An 18,475-nucleotide genomic window follows, 5' to 3' on the forward strand; every position below is an offset into this window, starting at 1 on the left:
AAGATGACGCCTGCACAATACAGTCATCATCTTCTTCAAGTTGCCTAATTCCCCAGAGTCTTTTTAAAAATGTCCTTTACAAAGGGTACACTTTAATTCGGAGATGAGCCTTTTTGTCATTTTATTTTCTAATGTAGATAGTTTACGTAACTATAAACATATCTGGTCATAGCAAAAATTAGCAGAGTAAGAACTTGCTAAGTAAAAAGCCATAACAAGAAAAAAACACCTTTCGAAATCGAAAGATGTTTTCCTTTTATCAAGATTCTAAATTAAATTAGTTATTTAGCATCTGACAAAAGATATACCTTCTATAGAATAATATATTCAAAGATAATCGTCAACTATTTATTTCAAATTTTATGAATATATAATTATTATTCTTTTATATTAAAACACTTGAGTGCGATATAAACTCCGATGATTATATAAAATCCAACTCTACTAGCAGCTGCTGTCTGAATTCAAGTACTCCCTACTTTTGACAATCATTCAAATATGGTGGAGAAATTACTATCAATTCTCTAAATACAGCTTGCTCACTTTTTCATTCAATTCGGCTTTCTGTTCATAAGACAAGTTCTTTACATAGTGATCGATTTGATATATTTCTTCAAGCTGTGTCAGCATCCTTGTATTTTTAGTATAGAGGATTGCGTGACTACTTAAAGCATACACAGCATGTAATCTATACTCATGGACGATTTCTTCCACTGGCTCATACTGCATTAGCTGGAGTGTAATGATTAGGTCAATACAATCTTTTATATCCTCTTCCAGTAAATCTATAAATGCATTTTCTTGAGTTGCTTTTCGAATGACTTTAAGAACCGCTTCACTAAATTCCCTATTTATATATCTATCTGCAATTATACACCAATAGTTTCTTCTATTCTTTCTTCCTTTGTTTCTTTTTCAATAGTTTTTACTAGATAGTTTAAAAACTCTTTACGTAAATCTTCTCTTCGAAGAGCAAATTCGACTGTTGCTTGCAAGAATTCTTGCTTATCACCTACGTCATACCTTCTACCTTCAAAGGTATAGGCATACATTGCTTCTTTCTGTGCCAACACCTTTAAGGCATCCGTGAGTTGAATTTCTCCACCTTTTCCTGGCTCAGTCTGTTCTAAGATGTCAAAAATAACAGGGGTAATTACATATCTACCAAGTATGGCTAGATTAGATGGAGCTTCTTCTACTGCTGGTTTTTCTACTAATCCGTTAACCTTGTATACTGAATCCTCGATTTGCTTTCCATAAACTACACCATATTTACTAACATCTGCTTGTGGGATCTCTTGAACTCCTAAAATAGTAGTCTTATATTTTTCATACATTTCCGTCATTTGTTGTAAACAAGGTTTATCATTTCCAACAATATCATCACCCAGCATAACAGCAAACGGTTCATTTCCTATAAAGCTTTTAGCACAATAAATTGCATGCCCTAATCCTTTAGGTTCTTTCTGACGGATAAAATGAATGTTTACCAAATCAGATATTTTCCTCACTTCTTCCAATAACTCATACTTACCTTTTACCTCTAACTCAAATTCTAGTTCTACAGATTTATCAAAATGGTCATCAATACTCTTTTTGTTTCTACCAGTAATAATTAGGATTTCTTCAATACCTGATTCCACCGCTTCTTCAATAATATATTGAAGTGTAGGCTTGTCCACAATTGGTAACATTTCCTTTGGTTGCGCTTTTGTTGCTGGTAGGAATCGGTCCCAAGTCCTGCCGCTGGTATAATCGCTTTACGTACTTGCACCTCTTACACTCTCCTTTGAAAATTTTTGAGTATATCCCTCTGGATTATTAACATGCCAGTTCCAGGCATCAGCAATGATTTTCTCTAAAGAGTCAAATTTCGGACTCCAACCTATAACATTTTTAGCCTTTTCTGATGAAGCAATTAAAACGGCTGGATCTCCCGCTCTTCTTTCTTTTACTTCTGCTGGAATCGTATGGTTAGTTACCTTTCTTGCTACATCAATCACTTCTTTAACTGAATATCCGTTTCCATTTCCTAAATTAAAAATATTACTAGAGTGATTGCTTCTTAAATATTCCAATGACAAATAATGAGCTGATGCTAGATCCATTACATGAATATAATCCCTTACACAAGTACCATCTATTGTAGAGTAGTCATCACCAAACATATAAATCCTATCTCGTTTGCCCAATGGAACCTGCAAAATTAAAGGAATAAGATGTGTTTCTGGATTATGGTCTTCTCCTATCGCTCCGCTACGGTGGGCTCCAGCAGCATTAAAGTATCTCAGAGATACATACTTAATATCATAACCTTGCTCAAACCATTTCATCATCTTTTCCATTGCAAGTTTAGTTTCACCATAGGTGTTAGTTGGATTAGTTTCATCCTCTTCTTGTATAGGAATATTCATGGGTTCACCATAAGTTGCTGCTGTTGAAGAAAATACAATTTTATTAACATTGTTATCCTTCATTACATTTAAAAGACACATCATGCCATATACATTGTTATGGTAATATTCAAAAGGTTTTTTCATGCTCTCGCCAACTAAAGAGTTGGCTGCAAAATGTATAACTGCTTCAATATCATGTCTTTTAAATATTCTATCTAAAGCCTCTTGGTCCCTAATATCATTTTCATAAAAGTGCTCTATATTAACTGCGTTTCTATGACCACTCTGCAAGTTGTCTATAACAACAACATCTTCATTCTGCTCTAAAAAATATCTTACTGTATGAGAACCAATGTATCCTGCTCCACCAGTTATTAAGATAGACATAAAATAGCCTCCTCGCTTAATTTCCACAACCGAAACACTTTAAATTTTAAATTGCAAGATAAACAATAACTTAATTAATCTCAACTCTAAAACCTTTTCTTTACAACTATTTTTACCTTTTGTGTAATTAGTTTAAATTCATTGAAATTAATTAATATTATTAAGAAAAATAGACACATTTGGATAAGATACTCAAATTTACAGTTCATATATAATACAAAGATTTGAGTTATAATAGTAGATAAAGTTAACAATAATTTGCTTATATTTAATTTTATGCTTACAAATTCCTTAGTATCGTTAATTCTCAATAACCAAATTATAGCAAAACTAAGCATTGTTCCAATCGCAGCACCGTTTATACCAATTATAGGAATCAATGTTAAATTTATAACTATATTTATAATTGCCCCAATAACTGACGTTTTAAATACACCAGATGTTTTTTTTGCAGCAATATAATTTGTACCTAAAAATCCAGAAAAACTTGAAAATACTACCCCTAGTAATAAGAAAGGTACATACTGCCATGACAGGTAAAAATCACCACTCACAAAAAATCCCATAACAAACTTTAGATGTACTAAAATAAAAGAAGTTAAAACTAACATAAATATAGAAAAAACATTAAAAACATTCGTAAAGAATTTTGATTTATCCTTTGATTCAGCTTCTTCTATAGCAGACATCTGCCATGCTTGAAAAAATATTCCATTAGCCATACTCAATAGGCTTGGCACCTTATTAGCAACAGCATAAAGTCCATTTGCACTTGCTCCTAAGAAATACGTGACAATATACCTATCTGATAACCCCATAACCCACCACATTATTGCATTTGGCATTAAAGGTATACTATATTGCAACATTTCTTTTAATAATTTGATATTAACCTTTTTAAAATCCAAGTCCCGTTTAACTTGACCCGCAAAGCACACAAAAAAGCTACTTAGTGTAAATGCGACAATAAGAGATACCAAGTAACCAATAATACCCATATTTAAAATTACTAAAAACAATATATTGCAAATTAACAATATTAATGCATTTACGATACCACTTACAGCAAATAATTTAGACATTCCCTTAGCCCTAATAAATTGAGTTGAGGTAACGAAAATGGACTGAGATAACATTAAAATGTAAAAATATAAAATATAATCGTGAAAGGGAATTATAATTATTAAAATAGGATAAATTGTAATTAATAAGATAAAACCAATAAATATTACAACCAATGAATTAATTAATACAGCTTGCTTATCGTAATTTTTATCCATTACAAATCTTAATACAGCATCAGATACACTAAGTGTGAAGATTGGCAACAATAGGCTAATGGTTGCTGTCAATAAATCTACCATACCAAATTCACTAGTTGTTAAATTATATGTGTAAAGAGGAACTAAAAATATTACAATTAATTTCGATCCCAAGTTTCCTACAGCAAAAATAAGTGAATTATTAATCAACTTTTTATATATGTTCATTTTTTCTAAACAACAACCTTACTAAATTAATGGTTTTAATCATATTTATATTAATATACAAATATCTATATACAATTAGGAATTACAATATTTATGTCAATAATAAAAGTAATTTATACTAAGGATTCATGAGTAAAAAATTGTTCTCTCCATGCATTTATAGAATCCATATTTAAATTAATATCAGTTAATATATCATTATTTATAAGCACCTCTAGATTTGAAATATCATCTCTTTCCAATACATTTATACTGAAATCTTTTTGTTTCTCCAAAGCTCTATTATCAATTCCAATTATTATACTTCTTCTCTTTTTCTGCATGGCTCTGATACCTGCATGCAATCTTGTCCCTACATAATCTAAGTCTTCATCTGATTCTAATAAATCATCGTAACTTCTTAAAGTAGGATTAACAAAAATAACAGAGTTTGATAAGCTATTTACATATTCATAATCCTCTGATCCTTGGATCCAAAAGTATACTTTATTGTAGTTTTTATTTAATATTTCAATCATTTTGCTATCCTTTTCAGGATTTTTATTATAGTCTGTTAAGGTAAAAACTACACTTTCAGCCTTCTTTTTTGGTATGCCACTACAATGTTCCTTAGTCAATTCCCACATAGTTGGACATCCCGTATTATGGACATTTGTTATGCCAATTGACTTCAATTTCTCTTTTGTATAACTATCCCTTACTGAATGGAAATAATCCTCTGTTAAAGCCTTTTTATAAACTAAATTAGTGTAAAAATTTGGGTTGTCCTGGTAATTATTCCAACCAACTCCCATTAAAATAACATTTTTAAACTTATTGGCGTCTAAAAGATTTATTCTCCATTGGTTTCCTCTAATCAAATTATGTTTGGATGATAGCAAATTAGTACCAGCCACAAAAGAAAAATTGCTATCATTTATTATACGATGACTGTATCTACTGATTCTTTCATGTGTCGGTAGTTTTATATACATGGTTCTCTCTTTAAACAATTTTTTTAACTCTCTATTTACTGAATCTACAATTATCTCATCACCCATGTTTAAAGTTCCTACCGAAGTATCTAAGATGGTAATCTTCTTCATATCTTAATCTCCCAACTTCTAAATTTAATTCGAATCCTGTTACTATAAAAAATAATCATTTTTTCATACTTTAGATTGTGAATATTTTATTATAAAAAAATTTCATTTGTTGATTACAAATTCAAATAAAAATTTTGTAGATTTAAAGCCTCATTTTTTATTTCATAACCTGCCTTTCTAACAAAAACACTTGTATCTTTTCTTTTATAATATAAGGATTTTATTATTTCATTTGACCAATGCTCGGCGTTTTTTTCTAATGAAATTGACTTATATGTTTCAGTAATTTTTGCTTCATTAGATACAGCCTCACTAGAAACAAAACACATTAGCCCTGAAGCTTGTGCCTCCACCAAAACTAACGGCAAGCCTTCATGCAATGAAGGTAATAAAAAGATATCCATAGCTTGCATTATATTAGCTACATCTGATCTATTACCTAAAAACATAACATTACTGTCAAGTTTTTTTTCTTTTACGTAATACTTAATATCCTTTTCTAAAGATCCAATTCCAACTAATAGTAACTTCGCATTTTTTACTTTTTCTGAAATTTTTTCAAATATATCGATAAGAAACTTATGATTTTTCTGTTCGGAGAACCGACCTACATGTCCAATAACAATTTCACCTTCATTTAAGGAAAGATTGCTTCTGAAATCGCATCTCTTATCATTTTGAAATAAAAAATTTTCAATATTAATAGCATTTTTAACTAGTTGAATATTATTACTTTTCACTTTTGATTTGCCATATAACCATTTTGCTGCGTTATTTGAACATGCAAAATAATAATTAGCATATTTATCTATATACCTACTATTCAATAAGTGAAATACATAATGAAGCCTACTCTCTGCCTGAATATTATGTGAATGAACAATACAATTTTGCACACCATTCTTCTTAGCAATCCTTAAAGGGCTAACATAAGTAAGCGATGATACATGTTGATGAACAACGTTAATATCTGAATGAGTTTTAAAAAGATTATCCCAGTCTTTATTATTCTGAATAATACTCTTATTCCTAGGGGTTATTCGATAGATTTTTCCACCTAATGCTTCTATTTCATCATCAAAAGCACATTTATCTTTTGTATGAACTGCAAAATCAAACTGTAACTTTGACCTTTCTATATTTCTATATACGTTCATTAGAAAGGATTCTATACCGCCTCTGTTCATACTTCCAACTACATGTAACACTCTCATGATAAATCTCCTCGTTTATATATTTAGTGCTTACATTCAACTGATTTTCCAGTCTAGTAAGTCTCTAAATTATTTAGTCTTGTAAGAATTTATTTGGGTTCATAGTATCAATTAAAGCTTTTACCTATTGATAAGTATTGCGGAAACCTCCGTTACTACTTTCTCGTTGACTATTTTAAAAAAGGGCAATTACTAATAGCTAGTAAAAAGACAAAAACATGCAGTTTATTATTTCAATTAAATTAATTAATATTAGTGGACCAGAAAAATTCATAGGGATATATTGTATTCCATTCTGGGCGTAATATCTGGATTGTTGTGGAATAAAGAATAAATAAAATAACAACAACAAAAATAATTAAAACTTTTAATTTGCCATCGTAAATTTTATTTATCGCATTAGGTAAATAAACGCATGAAAAAACAAGAAAGAAATCACCAACTCTATCGAGAAGGTTAAAGTTAAATGATATGAAAGTAACTAACACACCAGAAACCAGCAGTAGCAGCATTATTTTTCCATCATTTATTTTTTCAAATCGCCCAATATTAAACGGATTTTTCGCTTCACTTTCCTTATGGAAATTTGTAAAAATACCTAACAACACAATACTCAAACCAACTAGCAAATTCATTACACTTGCTAATCTTATTTCACCATTTAAATAATCTGAACCTACATAGTACTGATAAGTAGGAAAAATATTTAGTGCTACTTGTAAAATTATTGGAAATGAAATAAATAATCCCATACTTAAAAGTATTAAAATACAGGCTGTTTTAAAATTAAACTTTAATTTTGTAATTGGCCAAGCCAATAAAAATACTATTGCTGTTCTGTGGAAAAGTGATGCAAGAATCACTGTTATAACAAACTTAACAAGCCTTCTTTCTCTAAGAAAATCATACGAGAGTAAGACAATAACAATGGCAATATTAAGTCTAATAGTATTCATCGACATTCCATAATATCCTAATGTAAAAAACAAAAAAACACTTAACCAAGGGATTTGGGAATATTTATATATATACCTTGCTGATCCATACATTATAATTATACTTGAAATAATAATTATTATTTGTGGATTAGTTGTTATTAGACTAAGCAATTTATTTAAATAAAGATAGCCCTTTTCATATCTCCAGAAAAAGTTTGATACATCACCAGTCAATGAAATACTATTAAAAAGGCTTATATATACATCAGTATCATTTCCCACAATACTTGATCTTAGAGCAGCTAAAAGTGTAAATAATCCAAACGTTAGTGTTAAATATACGATATTTTTTTGTTTTATCTGTCTTCCCAAACCCAAAGTTAACCCTAGTACTAATATATAAACTATCAAAAAGTAATGTAACCACATACAATCCCCGCCAAATGTTGCACATTATATATAATATGCAATTATGATTTTTCTTAATACCCTCCAAAATAGTATTGTATTTGATTCTAGATTTCCATATGTCTATCTAATATTATATAATTTTTCTTAATCATTTCTCTATCAGTTCCTTATAATGCCCTATTGTTTTTTGAGCTATAATATCCCATGAAAAAGTTGTTTTTGAGTAGTTAATAGCATTTGTTGAGAGTTGTGTTAATAAATGTCTGCTATTATATGCTTCTATTATCTTCTCTGCTATACTATCCACCGATAACTCAGCTTTCCAGCCACAATTATTTTCCACAACATCGTCTGCTATATTTGTCCCTGGTGTTAAAAGAACGGGTAATCCTATAGCCAGTGCTTCCATTACAGCAAGTGGTTGTCCTTCAAATCTTGATGTTAATACGAAAACATCAGCTTCAGTTAGTATTTTATGTTTTTCAGCACCATATACTGGACCAGCTATTGTTACTAAATCGTCTATCTGATAATTAACGACTAAGTCTTTAACTATTTTTTCACCACCACAATCATCAGGCCCATAAATTGTTAGACTTATATTTTTCTCACGCATCAAATTAGAAATAGAATTACATGCTTCCAGTAGAATATCAAGCCCTTTTTGATAAGGATCTAGTCTACTTACAAAAACAAGGTGAAAGTCATCCTTCTCCGGGAATACCTTTTTAAGTGAGTTAGAGAGTAAAGTCATTCCATTACCACAAACAAATGAACCTTTCTTCCAAGTTGAAGACATTCGCTGTTCCTCTATCGTAAGATACTGTATAGCATTAGCATTCTTTATAAACTTATTAAAAAGTATATAATTACCTATCAGTTTCTTCATACGTTTTTTTCGTTGAGCAAAAGAAGTCAAACTAGAGTGCGGAACTATAACATATGGAATACTATTTTTAATAAGATATTTAAAAACTTTGCAGTAATATATATAATATACACCATGAAAAATAACAATATCTGGTCTATTAAAAGGTTTAGGTAGTTTTGTTAAATTTCCATCTGGACAATCTTTATTGGTAAAAACCTTGTAATTAATTTCATCTTCAGGGATTTGCAATTGTATATTTGAACAATTGAGCATAGCAACTTCATCGATTTCACTCTGATTTTTCACATGTTCTGGTACAACAACGGAAATTCCATTCGATTTCCTATTATCAAGTGATGTAATGTGAAGAACTTTCAAATTTACACCTCATTTTTATTTTATCTCAAATACATGGTCAATTGATTATTGTATATCCCTTATTCAAAGCTAAGATAAAAATCCTCTAGACTTTTTGCTGAACTCTTAATATCATAAACTGCATTTATAGTTTTTTTATAAGCATTTTCTCTATCATTCTTAAATTGATTAGACAAAATTTGTTCTGCCCATTCTTGAGCTGACAACTTTAAGCTCATAAATTCAACTTGACCCGATATATTAGTTTCAGTAGTTATAACATCAGATAGAATACATCTTAATCCCGAAGTCTGAGCTTCAACAGCTACAACTGGTAGACCTTCATAATGTGAAGGTAATAAAAATATATCCATACAATTCATCAACTCATTAACATCTGAGCGTTTCCCAAGGAATTTTACTGCGTCAGAAATTCCTAATAAATTGACTTTTTTCTTCATATTTTCCATTAATTCTCCGTCACCCACAAGCAGTAAAAATGCATTGGAATCCCTTTTATGAACTTCACTAAATATATCAATTAAAAATTCATGGTTTTTTTGATATTGAAACCGCCCAACATGTCCAATAACAAATTTACCTTCCAAATTTAATTCTTTTTTCAATTTAGCTCTAATACTAGAATCATATTTATATTGTGATACATCAATAGCGTTATTAATTATATTTATACCTTGTTTACTAGCATTTCCAAACATCCAGTTTCCTGCAAGTGTTGAGCATGCAAAAAAGTGGTTAGCATTTCTTTGTAACTTTGACTTATTTAAGAAGTTAAGCAAATTTCGTACTAAGCCTGGAGAAGTTGAGGAATTATGCGAATGAGCAATTATATAGTTAACACCACTTTTTTTTGCAGCAATAAGCGGAATAATATATGCTGCCGATAGCATATTAACATGAACTATTTTGTAATTCTGCTTTTTTATTAGTTTCCTTATATCATAATAATTTCTTATTGGATGGTTCTTAAAGAAACTTATATTGTGAATTTTACCTCCTAAGGACTCGATTTCTTCCTCATATGCGATTTGATTATACATTTTCACAAAGTCAAATTGTACCTTATCACGATCGATATTCCTGTAATAATTCATTATAAAACTTTCAACTCCACCTGGATTAGGTGACATTCCAAATTGTAAAATTCGAACTGGCTCCATAGCTATTAATTCCTTTCTACTTTCTTTCTTAGGAGGTTATTTGAAAGTAACTTCAATACCCATATGGGGGAAAAAAACATTAGAAACTGTCCTATAATGACAACTATTAAATCATAAGTTCCAGAATACCCTTTTTTCCAAAAATCATAGATAACAGCAATATAACTTTTACAGTTATCCCAACTCTTTCTTCGCTTAAAGTTATCTTCATTTGATCTAAATAATAAAAGGGATTGTTCTATGTTCATAGCTATACATCCGTGATTTAACATCCTTCCAAAAAGATCTATATCCTCTTTCCTCTTAACATCATGATATCCACCATACTTTAGTACTTCAGATTTTTTATACATAACGGTTGGATGATTGAAAGGACTTCTACGCCTTGAAAATTTCACAATATCCTCATGTTTTGTTGGAACTATTCTAGAACTTACAATATTTTCTGATTCATCATAAAACTCATCTATCATAGTACCACAGATACATAACTCACTATTTTTCATAAATTCATTAACCTGTAACTCACAACGGTTTTCTAACGAAATATCATCTGTATCCATTCTAGCAACTAATTCATTTCTACACTTTTCTAATCCTTTATTAAGTGCTAACCCTAGACCTATGTTATTTTCTAAAGGAATAATTTTAAATAAATTGGGTTCTCTTAAAACATAATAATCTATAACTTTATCTAATTCTTCAGTTAGTTTTCCATCCTTCACAATAACAATTTCATCAGGCTTTAATGTCTGGGATAACATACTTTCAATACTTGTTCTAAAATATATTGGGTTTTCCTTGTAATATATTGACATTAGCACGCTATATTTTCTTTCTGTCAAATTGCTCAGCCCCCTCAGTAACTAAAATTGATTCTCTTAAGTCCCTAATCCTATAATTTCCCCTATCGTAATCACTCATTGACTTACTATAAACCAAATCACCAAATACTTTATTAATCAACCCTACTTTCGTACCTATTAACCTCAATAGACCGTTAAATATTTTTGTCACCAATATTTTTTTACCGTGTACTTCTGCTATAATTTTAACCATTTCACTTGTATTCACATACTCTATATTTTGAGGGCAGAACAAACCACTTTCTTCATTATCAATCATTAATTTAATAAACTCACAAAGATTATCAATATGAAGCATACTTCGCTGATTTTCAATATCAGGAAAAATAGGTAGTAATTGAGCCGCTTTTGCCAACTTTGGATAATTGCCTTTAGATCTTCTTCCATAAATCATTGGTGGCCTAATAATAACTACTTTGAAAGTATCACTTTCTAAAGGCTTAATGTCATCTTCTGCCTTTAGCTTGCTATTTCCATAAAAGTTACTCGGTTTAGGTACTGTATTTTTATCAATAACCCTTCTATCACTACTGCTATCCCCATACACAATAATGCTGCTCATAAAAATAAATTGCTTAACACCATCAGCTTTAGCCTTATTAGCAGTTTCTCTTGTAAGATCTCGATTCACTTTATAATACAGGTCTTCCATTTTTGGATCCGATGAGACGTGTGCTATCCCTGCTACATGAAATACAACATCATACTCTGAGAAGTCCATTTCTTTCCATGAGTTGTTCCTTAAACTAATAGAATTTATCGAATATTTATCAGGATAATTTTCAAGCCATTTCAACATGCTTACACCAACATAACTGCTTTTTCCTGTTATAAGTATCTTTTTCATTTAGAAATGCTCTCCTTACTACTAGCAACCTCTTTTTTAGCACCAGTTCCACCTTCAACAACACCATCACTCTTCACAACACTTACGATGGTCCCAAAGAAGCACTTTATATCCATCCAAAGGCTAATTCTTTCAACATACTCTCCATCCAACTTAGCCTTAATCTCAATAGGAAGCTCATCCCTACCATTAATCTGAGCCCATCCAGTCAATCCAGGTGGAACATCATTAGCACCATATTTATCTCGTTCAGCAATAAGATCGTACTGATTCCACAATGCAGGTCTTGGACCAATAATACTCATTTGTCCAACAAAGATATTCCAAATTTGAGGTAGTTCATCAAGAGAAGTCTTTCTTAAAAACTTACCCATTTTAGTAATGTATTGTTCTGGGTTACCTAATAAGTGAGTTGGAGTGTCCTTCGGCGTATCTATTCTCATGGTACGAAATTTCAATATATTGAAATGAGACTTGTTGATTCCTATACGTTTTTGCTTAAACAAAACGGGGCCTCTTGAATCAATCTTGATAGCAATTATTAGAATTAAAAAAATGGGTGATAAGACAATAAGTCCTATTAAAGAAAGAATAATATCTATCAATCTTTTGACCTTCATATACATCTATCTACACTCCTTAAAATATGTTCTTTAGTAGATTAGGACTTAATTAGAAGATTTACCTCCAACCAACTACTAAACCACTAAAATTGTTATCTACTTCTGATACTCACCTCGTAATATCTATTCAATCTAACAAACAAATACGAAATAGATATTTTTGCATTTACCACTCTAAACCGAGTTTCTTCGTATTATATATATCATTCAATCAATCTAAAAATCTCACTAAAAACGCATTAAACCCTTATCCCACAAGGTTTCTAGCGTTCAATCTAACCACGATAGTCAGTCCCTTAACTCCATTCAATATTTTTCCATACTTTAAGGTGTTAAAAACCCCGCCAAATCAACGTTTTCTAAACTCAAAATACCTGTTTTTAGCCATTTTATCTTTATATATTAACAAAATGATACTATGCTATATAGACAAAACCCATATATTGTATTTTTTTACTGATTTTATATTAAAATTCACACAACATATAGTGATCATCTATTAATCATTCTGACTTCCCAATGACCATTCAATTTTTTTCGTTTATCAAAAACCTCGCTAATTCAACGTTTTACAAATTTAAAACACTCGATTTTTACCCGTTTAATCTTTATATATTTACAAAATGATACTATGTTATATAGAAAAATCCCGGTATTGCATTTTTTATCCGATTTTTCAATTAAAATAGCACAATATATTGTGCTTAGTTACATATCATTCTCAGTCCCTCACTATAATTCAATCATTAGTGAGTTTTTCAATAAACAAAAACCATCTTTCAACAATCTAGTTTTTTAATATTAATTCTAAAAAACCTAAATATAAAATTAACGAACATACACTCCCACAAGACATGCTATTATTTTCACATCAGAGTTTATTATGAATATCTTACAAAAAAGGAATTACATCATTCTCATCTTTATAATCAAAATCATTTACCTCAGAGTGTATATTACAAAGAATCACCCCATCTTTGTAAACTAGTTTCCCATTTTCTGGACAAGGTGTACCATCGATTTCTAACAGATATGTATTAAATGAAATTTCGTTATGTTCCAGGTCATCAAACTGTAATTGCAATTTATATGTTTGACTTATTTCCATACGATATGATTTACACACTTCTTCTTTTGCTTTTTCTATACGCTTCGCAACACTCAGTATGGCTATTAATGCTATAACCCCTAGTAATACAAGTACAGCTATCAATTCTATTAAAGTATATCCTTTTGTATCAATTTTACTTTTTAATATTTCGTTAGATATTCTCAATATTACCTCACCTCTATTTTCACTATCAACAAATATAGAGTTACATTAGGAAGGCGTTTTGATACTTAATTTAGTGTTTTATAATTACTCAATAAAATCATGATTCACTATAAACCTCCTGGCATCCACCCCTCCCTCACATCACACTAATAACAACAGGCGTATCTAAGATGTTATTGCAACCCACAGCTTAATCGAGTGCCTCCATTGATAAAGGTAAGAAGGCGGTCACCTATTATTTAATCTCTATTTAATTGTGATACTTAATTCATTAATCTTTTCTTGCAAATACTCAAAAAGTTCATTACGTATTTCTTTATTTTCAAGTGCCATATCAATCGTAGTTTTTACAAAGCCAATTTTTTCACCCACATCGTATCTCTTGCCTTCAAAATCATAGGCGTATACTTTTTGGCTCTCGTTTAATTTTTGGATGGCATCCGTTAGTTGGATTTCTCCACCTGCCCCAGTTTCTTGAAGGTTTAAAAATTCAAATATTTCAGGAGTTAGTACATAGCGCCCCATAATTGCAAGATTTGATGGAGCTGATCCTTGTTTTGGTTTCTCTACAAAGTTACTTACTTCATAAAGTCTTTCATTTGATGAAATTGGATCGATAATACCATAACGATGAGTTTCCTCAGTTGAAACTGTTTGAACACCAATGACTGATGAACCTGTTTCGTTATATTGATCAATTAATTGTTTCGTACAAGGAGTTTCTGCTTGTACAATATCGTCTCCGAGTAGTACTGCAAATGGTTCGTTCCCAATGAAATTACGTGCACACCATACGGCATGGCCTAATCCTTTGGGTTCTTTTTGACGGATATAGTGGATTTCAACTTTTGATGATTGATTCACTTTTTCTAATAAATCTAGCTTTCCTTTTTCTATTAAATTAGCTTCTAGCTCGAAATTGCGATCGAAGTGGTCTTCAATTGCTCGTTTTCCCTTACCTGTAACGATGATTATATCTTCAATTCCAGAAGCAATAGCTTCTTCAACTATATATTCGATTGTTGGACGATCTACAATTGGTAGCATTTCCTTTGGCATCGCTTTTGTTGCTGGTAAGAATCTTGTTCCTAAACCTGCTGCAGGAATAATGGCTTTTTTGACTTTCTTCATATTAAATAGTCATCCTTTCGAGTCTACATTTTTATGTTTTATGCATTTAAGAGTTCAAGCATTTTCTTTTTGTATGCTTCTACACCAGGTTGGTCGAATGGGTTTACTTCTATTAAATAAGCACTCATGGCACATGCTTTCATAAAGAAATAGATTAAGTAACCTAAGTGATAGGCATCTAGTTTTTCTAGCTCCAATTGGATGACCGGCACACCACCCTCTGCATGGGCTATAGCTGTTCCTTGTTTCGAGGTTGCATTTATATAGTTAAAACTACTATTTGTTAAATAGTTTAATCGATCCTCGTCTCTTACATCATAAGGAACTTGGTAATCATCTGTTATCTCATGAAAATGAAGCAATGTTTCAAAAAGAATCGGGCTTCCATCCTGGATGAATTGGCCAATGGCATGTAAATCTGTTGAGTAATTTACGGTTGCAGGGAATAGTCCCTTTTGGTCTTTTCCTTCACTTTCACCAAATAATTGCTTCCACCAGTCATGGAAGTTGGCTAATGCTGGTTCAAAGGAAGCAAGTAGCTCCACTTTATAGCCAAGGGAATATAATGCATGACGAATCACTGCATATCGATAGGCTTCATTTTGCTCTAGATTTCCTTCTTTTAATAGCATGGCAGCTTCCTTAGCACCATCAAGTAGTTGCTTAATATCTATACCTGCAACTGCAATTGGTAATAGACCTACTGGAGTTAAGACTGAGTATCTCCCACCGATATTTGATGGAATAACGAACTGACGATAGCTGTGAGTTATGGCGATATCTCTTAGTAAGCCTGCTTCGGCATCTGTTGTTACGATAATTCGCTCACTTGCACTTACTCCATAGCGTTCCTCCATATATTGACGAAGTACACGGAAGGCTAATGCAGGCTCCATTGTTGAACCGGATTTTGAAATGACATTGATGTAAACCTCTTTGTCTTCGAGACTATTTAAGAGCTGATGGATGTAAGCACCGCTCATGTTTTGACCAGCATAGATGACTTCAATTCCATTCGGTTGCTTCCCGAAGTATGGTGTTAATGCATCTTGAATAGCTTTTGCTCCTAGGTAAGAACCGCCAATTCCGATGACAATTAGTACATCAGCGTTTACTTTGATCTCATTGGCAATAGTCTGTATTGAGTTGATGAGATCCTGATTATCTTCTAAAGGAGTGTTTAACCAGCCAGTTAGCTCATCCTTTGACTCTTCTAAATGTCGGTGAATCGCTGCGACAGATGAAGTGTATTGTGAATAGTCAATTTTCAAGAATTGTTCATTCAAAATTGTTGTTTGTAGTAATTGTGTTGCCACGCTCTTCCCTCTTTTCAGAATTTAAGATTGATAGGTCATTCTTTTAGACTGGTACTTTGATGGCTGTATGCTCACGAATCTGCCATTTATTATTTGCTACTGAAACTATTTCTTCCTTCACATCGTCTATATCAAGAGACTGTAAATTTACTAGTAATTCATGGAGTGCTTCTGTTTCTAACGCAATAGCTTTCCCGACGTGAATCTTGGGATAGATATGCTCTTCTTGAATCTCTTCTGGTTGAAGTAGTTCTTCGTACATTTTTTCTCCTGGACGTATGCCAGAGAATTGAATTTGGATTTCATCTTTTGTGTAACCAGATAGACGGATTAGATTACTTGCCAGGTCAACAATTTTGACTGGCTCACCCATATCTAGAACGAATACCTCGCCACCTTTTGCAAGTGTTCCCGCCTGTAATACAAGGCGAGATGCTTCCGGGATTGTCATAAAGTATCTTGTCATATCTGGATGTGTTACGGTTACTGGTCCACCTATTGCAATTTGAGCTTTAAAGCGAGGTACAACACTACCACGCGAGCCTAGAACGTTACCGAAACGGACAGCGGCATAGATTGTATTACTCCTTGTCGCAAGATTCTGAATAATCATTTCTGCAATACGCTTCGTTGAACCCATCACATTCGGTGGATTCACGGCTTTATCTGTTGATACTAAGACAAAGTTGGAAACTCCGTATTCGTTCGCTGCATCGGCTACATTCTTTGTACCAAACACATTATTTTTAATGGCTTCTCGTGGGTTGTACTCCATAAGTGGCACGTGCTTATGTGCTGCTGCATGATAGATTACATCGGGTAAATAGGAGCCCACTACCTCGAATATTCTCTCTCTATCTTGAATGTCTGCAATAATTGGAATGATTTCAATTCCTTCGCTTGCCTTATTTTCTATTAACTCCATGTGAATAGTGTAAATAGAGTTTTCACCATGCCCTAAAAGAAGAAGCTTTTTCGGCTGGAACTTTAGAACCTGACGACAAATCTCTGAACCGATGGAACCACCAGCCCCTGTGACTAAAATCACCTTGTTCGTCAATTTTTGAGAAATGGCGATCATGTCTAGCTCCACCTCATCACGCCCAAGTAAATCCTCTATCTTTACATCCTGCATATCATTGACAGATACATTCCCTGTTAAGACATTTTCGACTTTCGGCATAATCTTGACCTTTGCATTTGTCTTCGAACAAATTTCATAGATATCATGAATACCAAATTTACCAAGAGACGGAATGGCCAAGATAATCTCTTCTATTTTTTTCTCTTCAACAATACGTGGAATGTCCTGTGTTGTTCCACAAACCTTAATGCCCATTAGAGTAAGCTGTTGTTTGGTAGGATCATCATCTACAAAAGCAACTGGTTTATATTGTGGGGAAGGATTGTTATGCATGCTTCGAGCCAGGATTGTACCTGCTTGTCCCGCTCCGACAATTAGCACACTTTTCAGATCACCATTCGCTTTAATGGTTGTTCGATCGTGGGCAATTCTTAGTGCAAATCGCGAGCCGCCAATCATTACAATATGGAGTAGCCAAGTGATGGCCATAAGTCGCACGTACATATCCCCACTTACAACAAACTGAACCGCACTTGCTGTTATGAGGGATATTGTTACGGCATAGAAGATCGTTAATAATTCTCGTACAGAAGCCACACTCCATATACGGTCATATAGATGGAAAAAGTGAGCCGCGATATGGTGACTAATTAATAGAGTAATTGAAGAAATCAGGATTATCGTATTAGAAAATATAGTAGATGAAGGATGTAATAGCCAATAGCAAAAGAAGATTGCCGTTAGGACAATGAATGAGTCTAAAATAAAGAAGGCTGTATATCGTTGTTTATAATTCATAGCATTTACCTCTTTTCACCTATATAGTCAGTTTATTATTTATGAATATTAAATTTACTAATCTAAAAGTAACAAACTTATTATACCATTTTGCTGGAAGTTGAAAAGAGGTAAATGTAAATTTGACTATTTTTTTACAGAAAATTAATCAAATTCCATAATAATAGGTCTTTTACTACAATTATATGAATTGAAGACGACATT

Annotated in this window: 16 protein-coding genes; all 16 read right to left on the bottom strand. The window is 32.1% G+C overall.

What is annotated here, in order from left to right:
* Positions 1-516: 516 nt before the first annotated feature.
* Positions 517-729 (bottom strand): hypothetical protein, encoded by a 213-nt coding sequence (locus BJ095_RS18875; RefSeq protein WP_146223227.1) that lies wholly within the window; start codon positions 727-729, stop codon positions 517-519.
* Between the two features lie 140 nt (positions 730-869).
* Positions 870-1,694 carry a UTP--glucose-1-phosphate uridylyltransferase GalU gene (galU, locus tag BJ095_RS16045; protein WP_328589005.1) on the bottom strand — a complete coding sequence of 275 codons (825 nt, stop codon included), beginning with the start codon at positions 1,692-1,694 and terminating at the stop codon, positions 870-872.
* 66 nt (positions 1,695-1,760) lie between these two features.
* A complete protein-coding gene (galE, locus tag BJ095_RS16050) occupies positions 1,761-2,783 on the bottom strand; it encodes a UDP-glucose 4-epimerase GalE (protein WP_107932900.1) in 1,023 nt (340 codons plus the stop codon).
* A gap of 86 nt (positions 2,784-2,869) precedes the next feature.
* A complete protein-coding gene (locus BJ095_RS16055) occupies positions 2,870-4,273 on the bottom strand; it encodes a lipopolysaccharide biosynthesis protein (RefSeq protein ID WP_107932899.1) in 1,404 nt (467 codons plus the stop codon).
* A 113-nt stretch (positions 4,274-4,386) separates the two neighbouring features.
* Positions 4,387-5,358 carry a polysaccharide pyruvyl transferase family protein gene (locus BJ095_RS16060; protein WP_107932897.1) on the bottom strand — a complete coding sequence of 324 codons (972 nt, stop codon included), beginning with the start codon at positions 5,356-5,358 and terminating at the stop codon, positions 4,387-4,389.
* 113 nt (positions 5,359-5,471) lie between these two features.
* On the bottom strand, positions 5,472-6,572 hold the full coding sequence (locus BJ095_RS16065; RefSeq protein ID WP_107932895.1) for a glycosyltransferase family 1 protein: 1,101 nt from the start codon (positions 6,570-6,572) through the stop codon (positions 5,472-5,474).
* Positions 6,573-6,814: 242 nt separating this feature from the next.
* Entirely contained in the window at positions 6,815-7,939 is a 1,125-nt protein-coding gene (locus BJ095_RS16070) for an EpsG family protein (protein WP_107932893.1), read from the bottom strand.
* Positions 7,940-8,069: 130 nt separating this feature from the next.
* Positions 8,070-9,098 carry a glycosyltransferase gene (locus tag BJ095_RS16075; RefSeq protein ID WP_146223228.1) on the bottom strand — a complete coding sequence of 343 codons (1,029 nt, stop codon included), beginning with the start codon at positions 9,096-9,098 and terminating at the stop codon, positions 8,070-8,072.
* A gap of 131 nt (positions 9,099-9,229) precedes the next feature.
* Positions 9,230-10,330 (bottom strand): glycosyltransferase family 1 protein, encoded by a 1,101-nt coding sequence (locus BJ095_RS16080; protein ID WP_107932889.1) that lies wholly within the window; start codon positions 10,328-10,330, stop codon positions 9,230-9,232.
* Between the two features lie 5 nt (positions 10,331-10,335).
* Entirely contained in the window at positions 10,336-11,175 is an 840-nt protein-coding gene (locus BJ095_RS16085) for a glycosyltransferase (RefSeq protein ID WP_235867696.1), read from the bottom strand.
* A complete protein-coding gene (locus BJ095_RS16090) occupies positions 11,156-12,043 on the bottom strand; it encodes an NAD-dependent epimerase/dehydratase family protein (protein ID WP_107932887.1) in 888 nt (295 codons plus the stop codon). Before BJ095_RS16090 ends, BJ095_RS16085 begins: the two co-directional genes overlap by 20 nt.
* On the bottom strand, positions 12,040-12,669 hold the full coding sequence (locus BJ095_RS16095; protein WP_107932885.1) for a sugar transferase: 630 nt from the start codon (positions 12,667-12,669) through the stop codon (positions 12,040-12,042). The genes BJ095_RS16090 and BJ095_RS16095 overlap by 4 nt, the downstream gene beginning before the upstream one ends.
* Positions 12,670-13,558: 889 nt before the next feature.
* Positions 13,559-13,942 (bottom strand): prepilin-type N-terminal cleavage/methylation domain-containing protein, encoded by a 384-nt coding sequence (locus BJ095_RS16100; protein WP_181418101.1) that lies wholly within the window; start codon positions 13,940-13,942, stop codon positions 13,559-13,561.
* A 246-nt stretch (positions 13,943-14,188) separates the two neighbouring features.
* The gene (galU, locus tag BJ095_RS16105) at positions 14,189-15,073 is read right to left on the bottom strand and encodes a UTP--glucose-1-phosphate uridylyltransferase GalU (protein WP_107932881.1); all 885 of its coding nucleotides are present in this window, start codon (positions 15,071-15,073) and stop codon (positions 14,189-14,191) included.
* Positions 15,074-15,111: 38 nt separating this feature from the next.
* On the bottom strand, positions 15,112-16,389 hold the full coding sequence (locus BJ095_RS16110) for a glucose-6-phosphate isomerase (protein WP_107932879.1): 1,278 nt from the start codon (positions 16,387-16,389) through the stop codon (positions 15,112-15,114).
* A gap of 43 nt (positions 16,390-16,432) precedes the next feature.
* Positions 16,433-18,271 carry a polysaccharide biosynthesis protein gene (locus BJ095_RS16115; protein ID WP_107932877.1) on the bottom strand — a complete coding sequence of 613 codons (1,839 nt, stop codon included), beginning with the start codon at positions 18,269-18,271 and terminating at the stop codon, positions 16,433-16,435.
* Between the last annotated feature and the right edge of the window lie 204 nt (positions 18,272-18,475).

Source organism: Ureibacillus chungkukjangi (assembly GCF_003217295.1).
Classification (GTDB): domain Bacteria; phylum Bacillota; class Bacilli; order Bacillales_A; family Planococcaceae; genus Ureibacillus; species Ureibacillus chungkukjangi.

Bases quoted from the DNA above. Each gene is read 5' to 3' on its own strand.
- galU (WP_107932881.1), bottom strand. From the start codon at position 15,073: ATGAAGAAAGTCAAAAAAGCCATTATTCCTGCAGCAGGTTTAGGAACA.
- BJ095_RS16055 (WP_107932899.1), bottom strand. From the start codon at position 4,273: ATGAACATATATAAAAAGTTGATTAATAATTCACTTATTTTTGCTGTA.
- BJ095_RS16090 (WP_107932887.1), bottom strand. From the start codon at position 12,043: ATGAAAAAGATACTTATAACAGGAAAAAGCAGTTATGTTGGTGTAAGC.
- BJ095_RS16115 (WP_107932877.1), bottom strand. From the start codon at position 18,271: ATGAATTATAAACAACGATATACAGCCTTCTTTATTTTAGACTCATTC.
- BJ095_RS16080 (WP_107932889.1), bottom strand. From the start codon at position 10,330: ATGGAGCCAGTTCGAATTTTACAATTTGGAATGTCACCTAATCCAGGT.
- galU (WP_328589005.1), bottom strand. From the start codon at position 1,694: ATGTTACCAATTGTGGACAAGCCTACACTTCAATATATTATTGAAGAA.
- BJ095_RS16095 (WP_107932885.1), bottom strand. From the start codon at position 12,669: ATGTATATGAAGGTCAAAAGATTGATAGATATTATTCTTTCTTTAATA.
- BJ095_RS16065 (WP_107932895.1), bottom strand. From the start codon at position 6,572: ATGAGAGTGTTACATGTAGTTGGAAGTATGAACAGAGGCGGTATAGAA.
- BJ095_RS16060 (WP_107932897.1), bottom strand. From the start codon at position 5,358: ATGAAGAAGATTACCATCTTAGATACTTCGGTAGGAACTTTAAACATG.
- BJ095_RS16070 (WP_107932893.1), bottom strand. From the start codon at position 7,939: ATGTGGTTACATTACTTTTTGATAGTTTATATATTAGTACTAGGGTTA.
- galE (WP_107932900.1), bottom strand. From the start codon at position 2,783: ATGTCTATCTTAATAACTGGTGGAGCAGGATACATTGGTTCTCATACA.
- BJ095_RS18875 (WP_146223227.1), bottom strand. From the start codon at position 729: ATGCAGTATGAGCCAGTGGAAGAAATCGTCCATGAGTATAGATTACAT.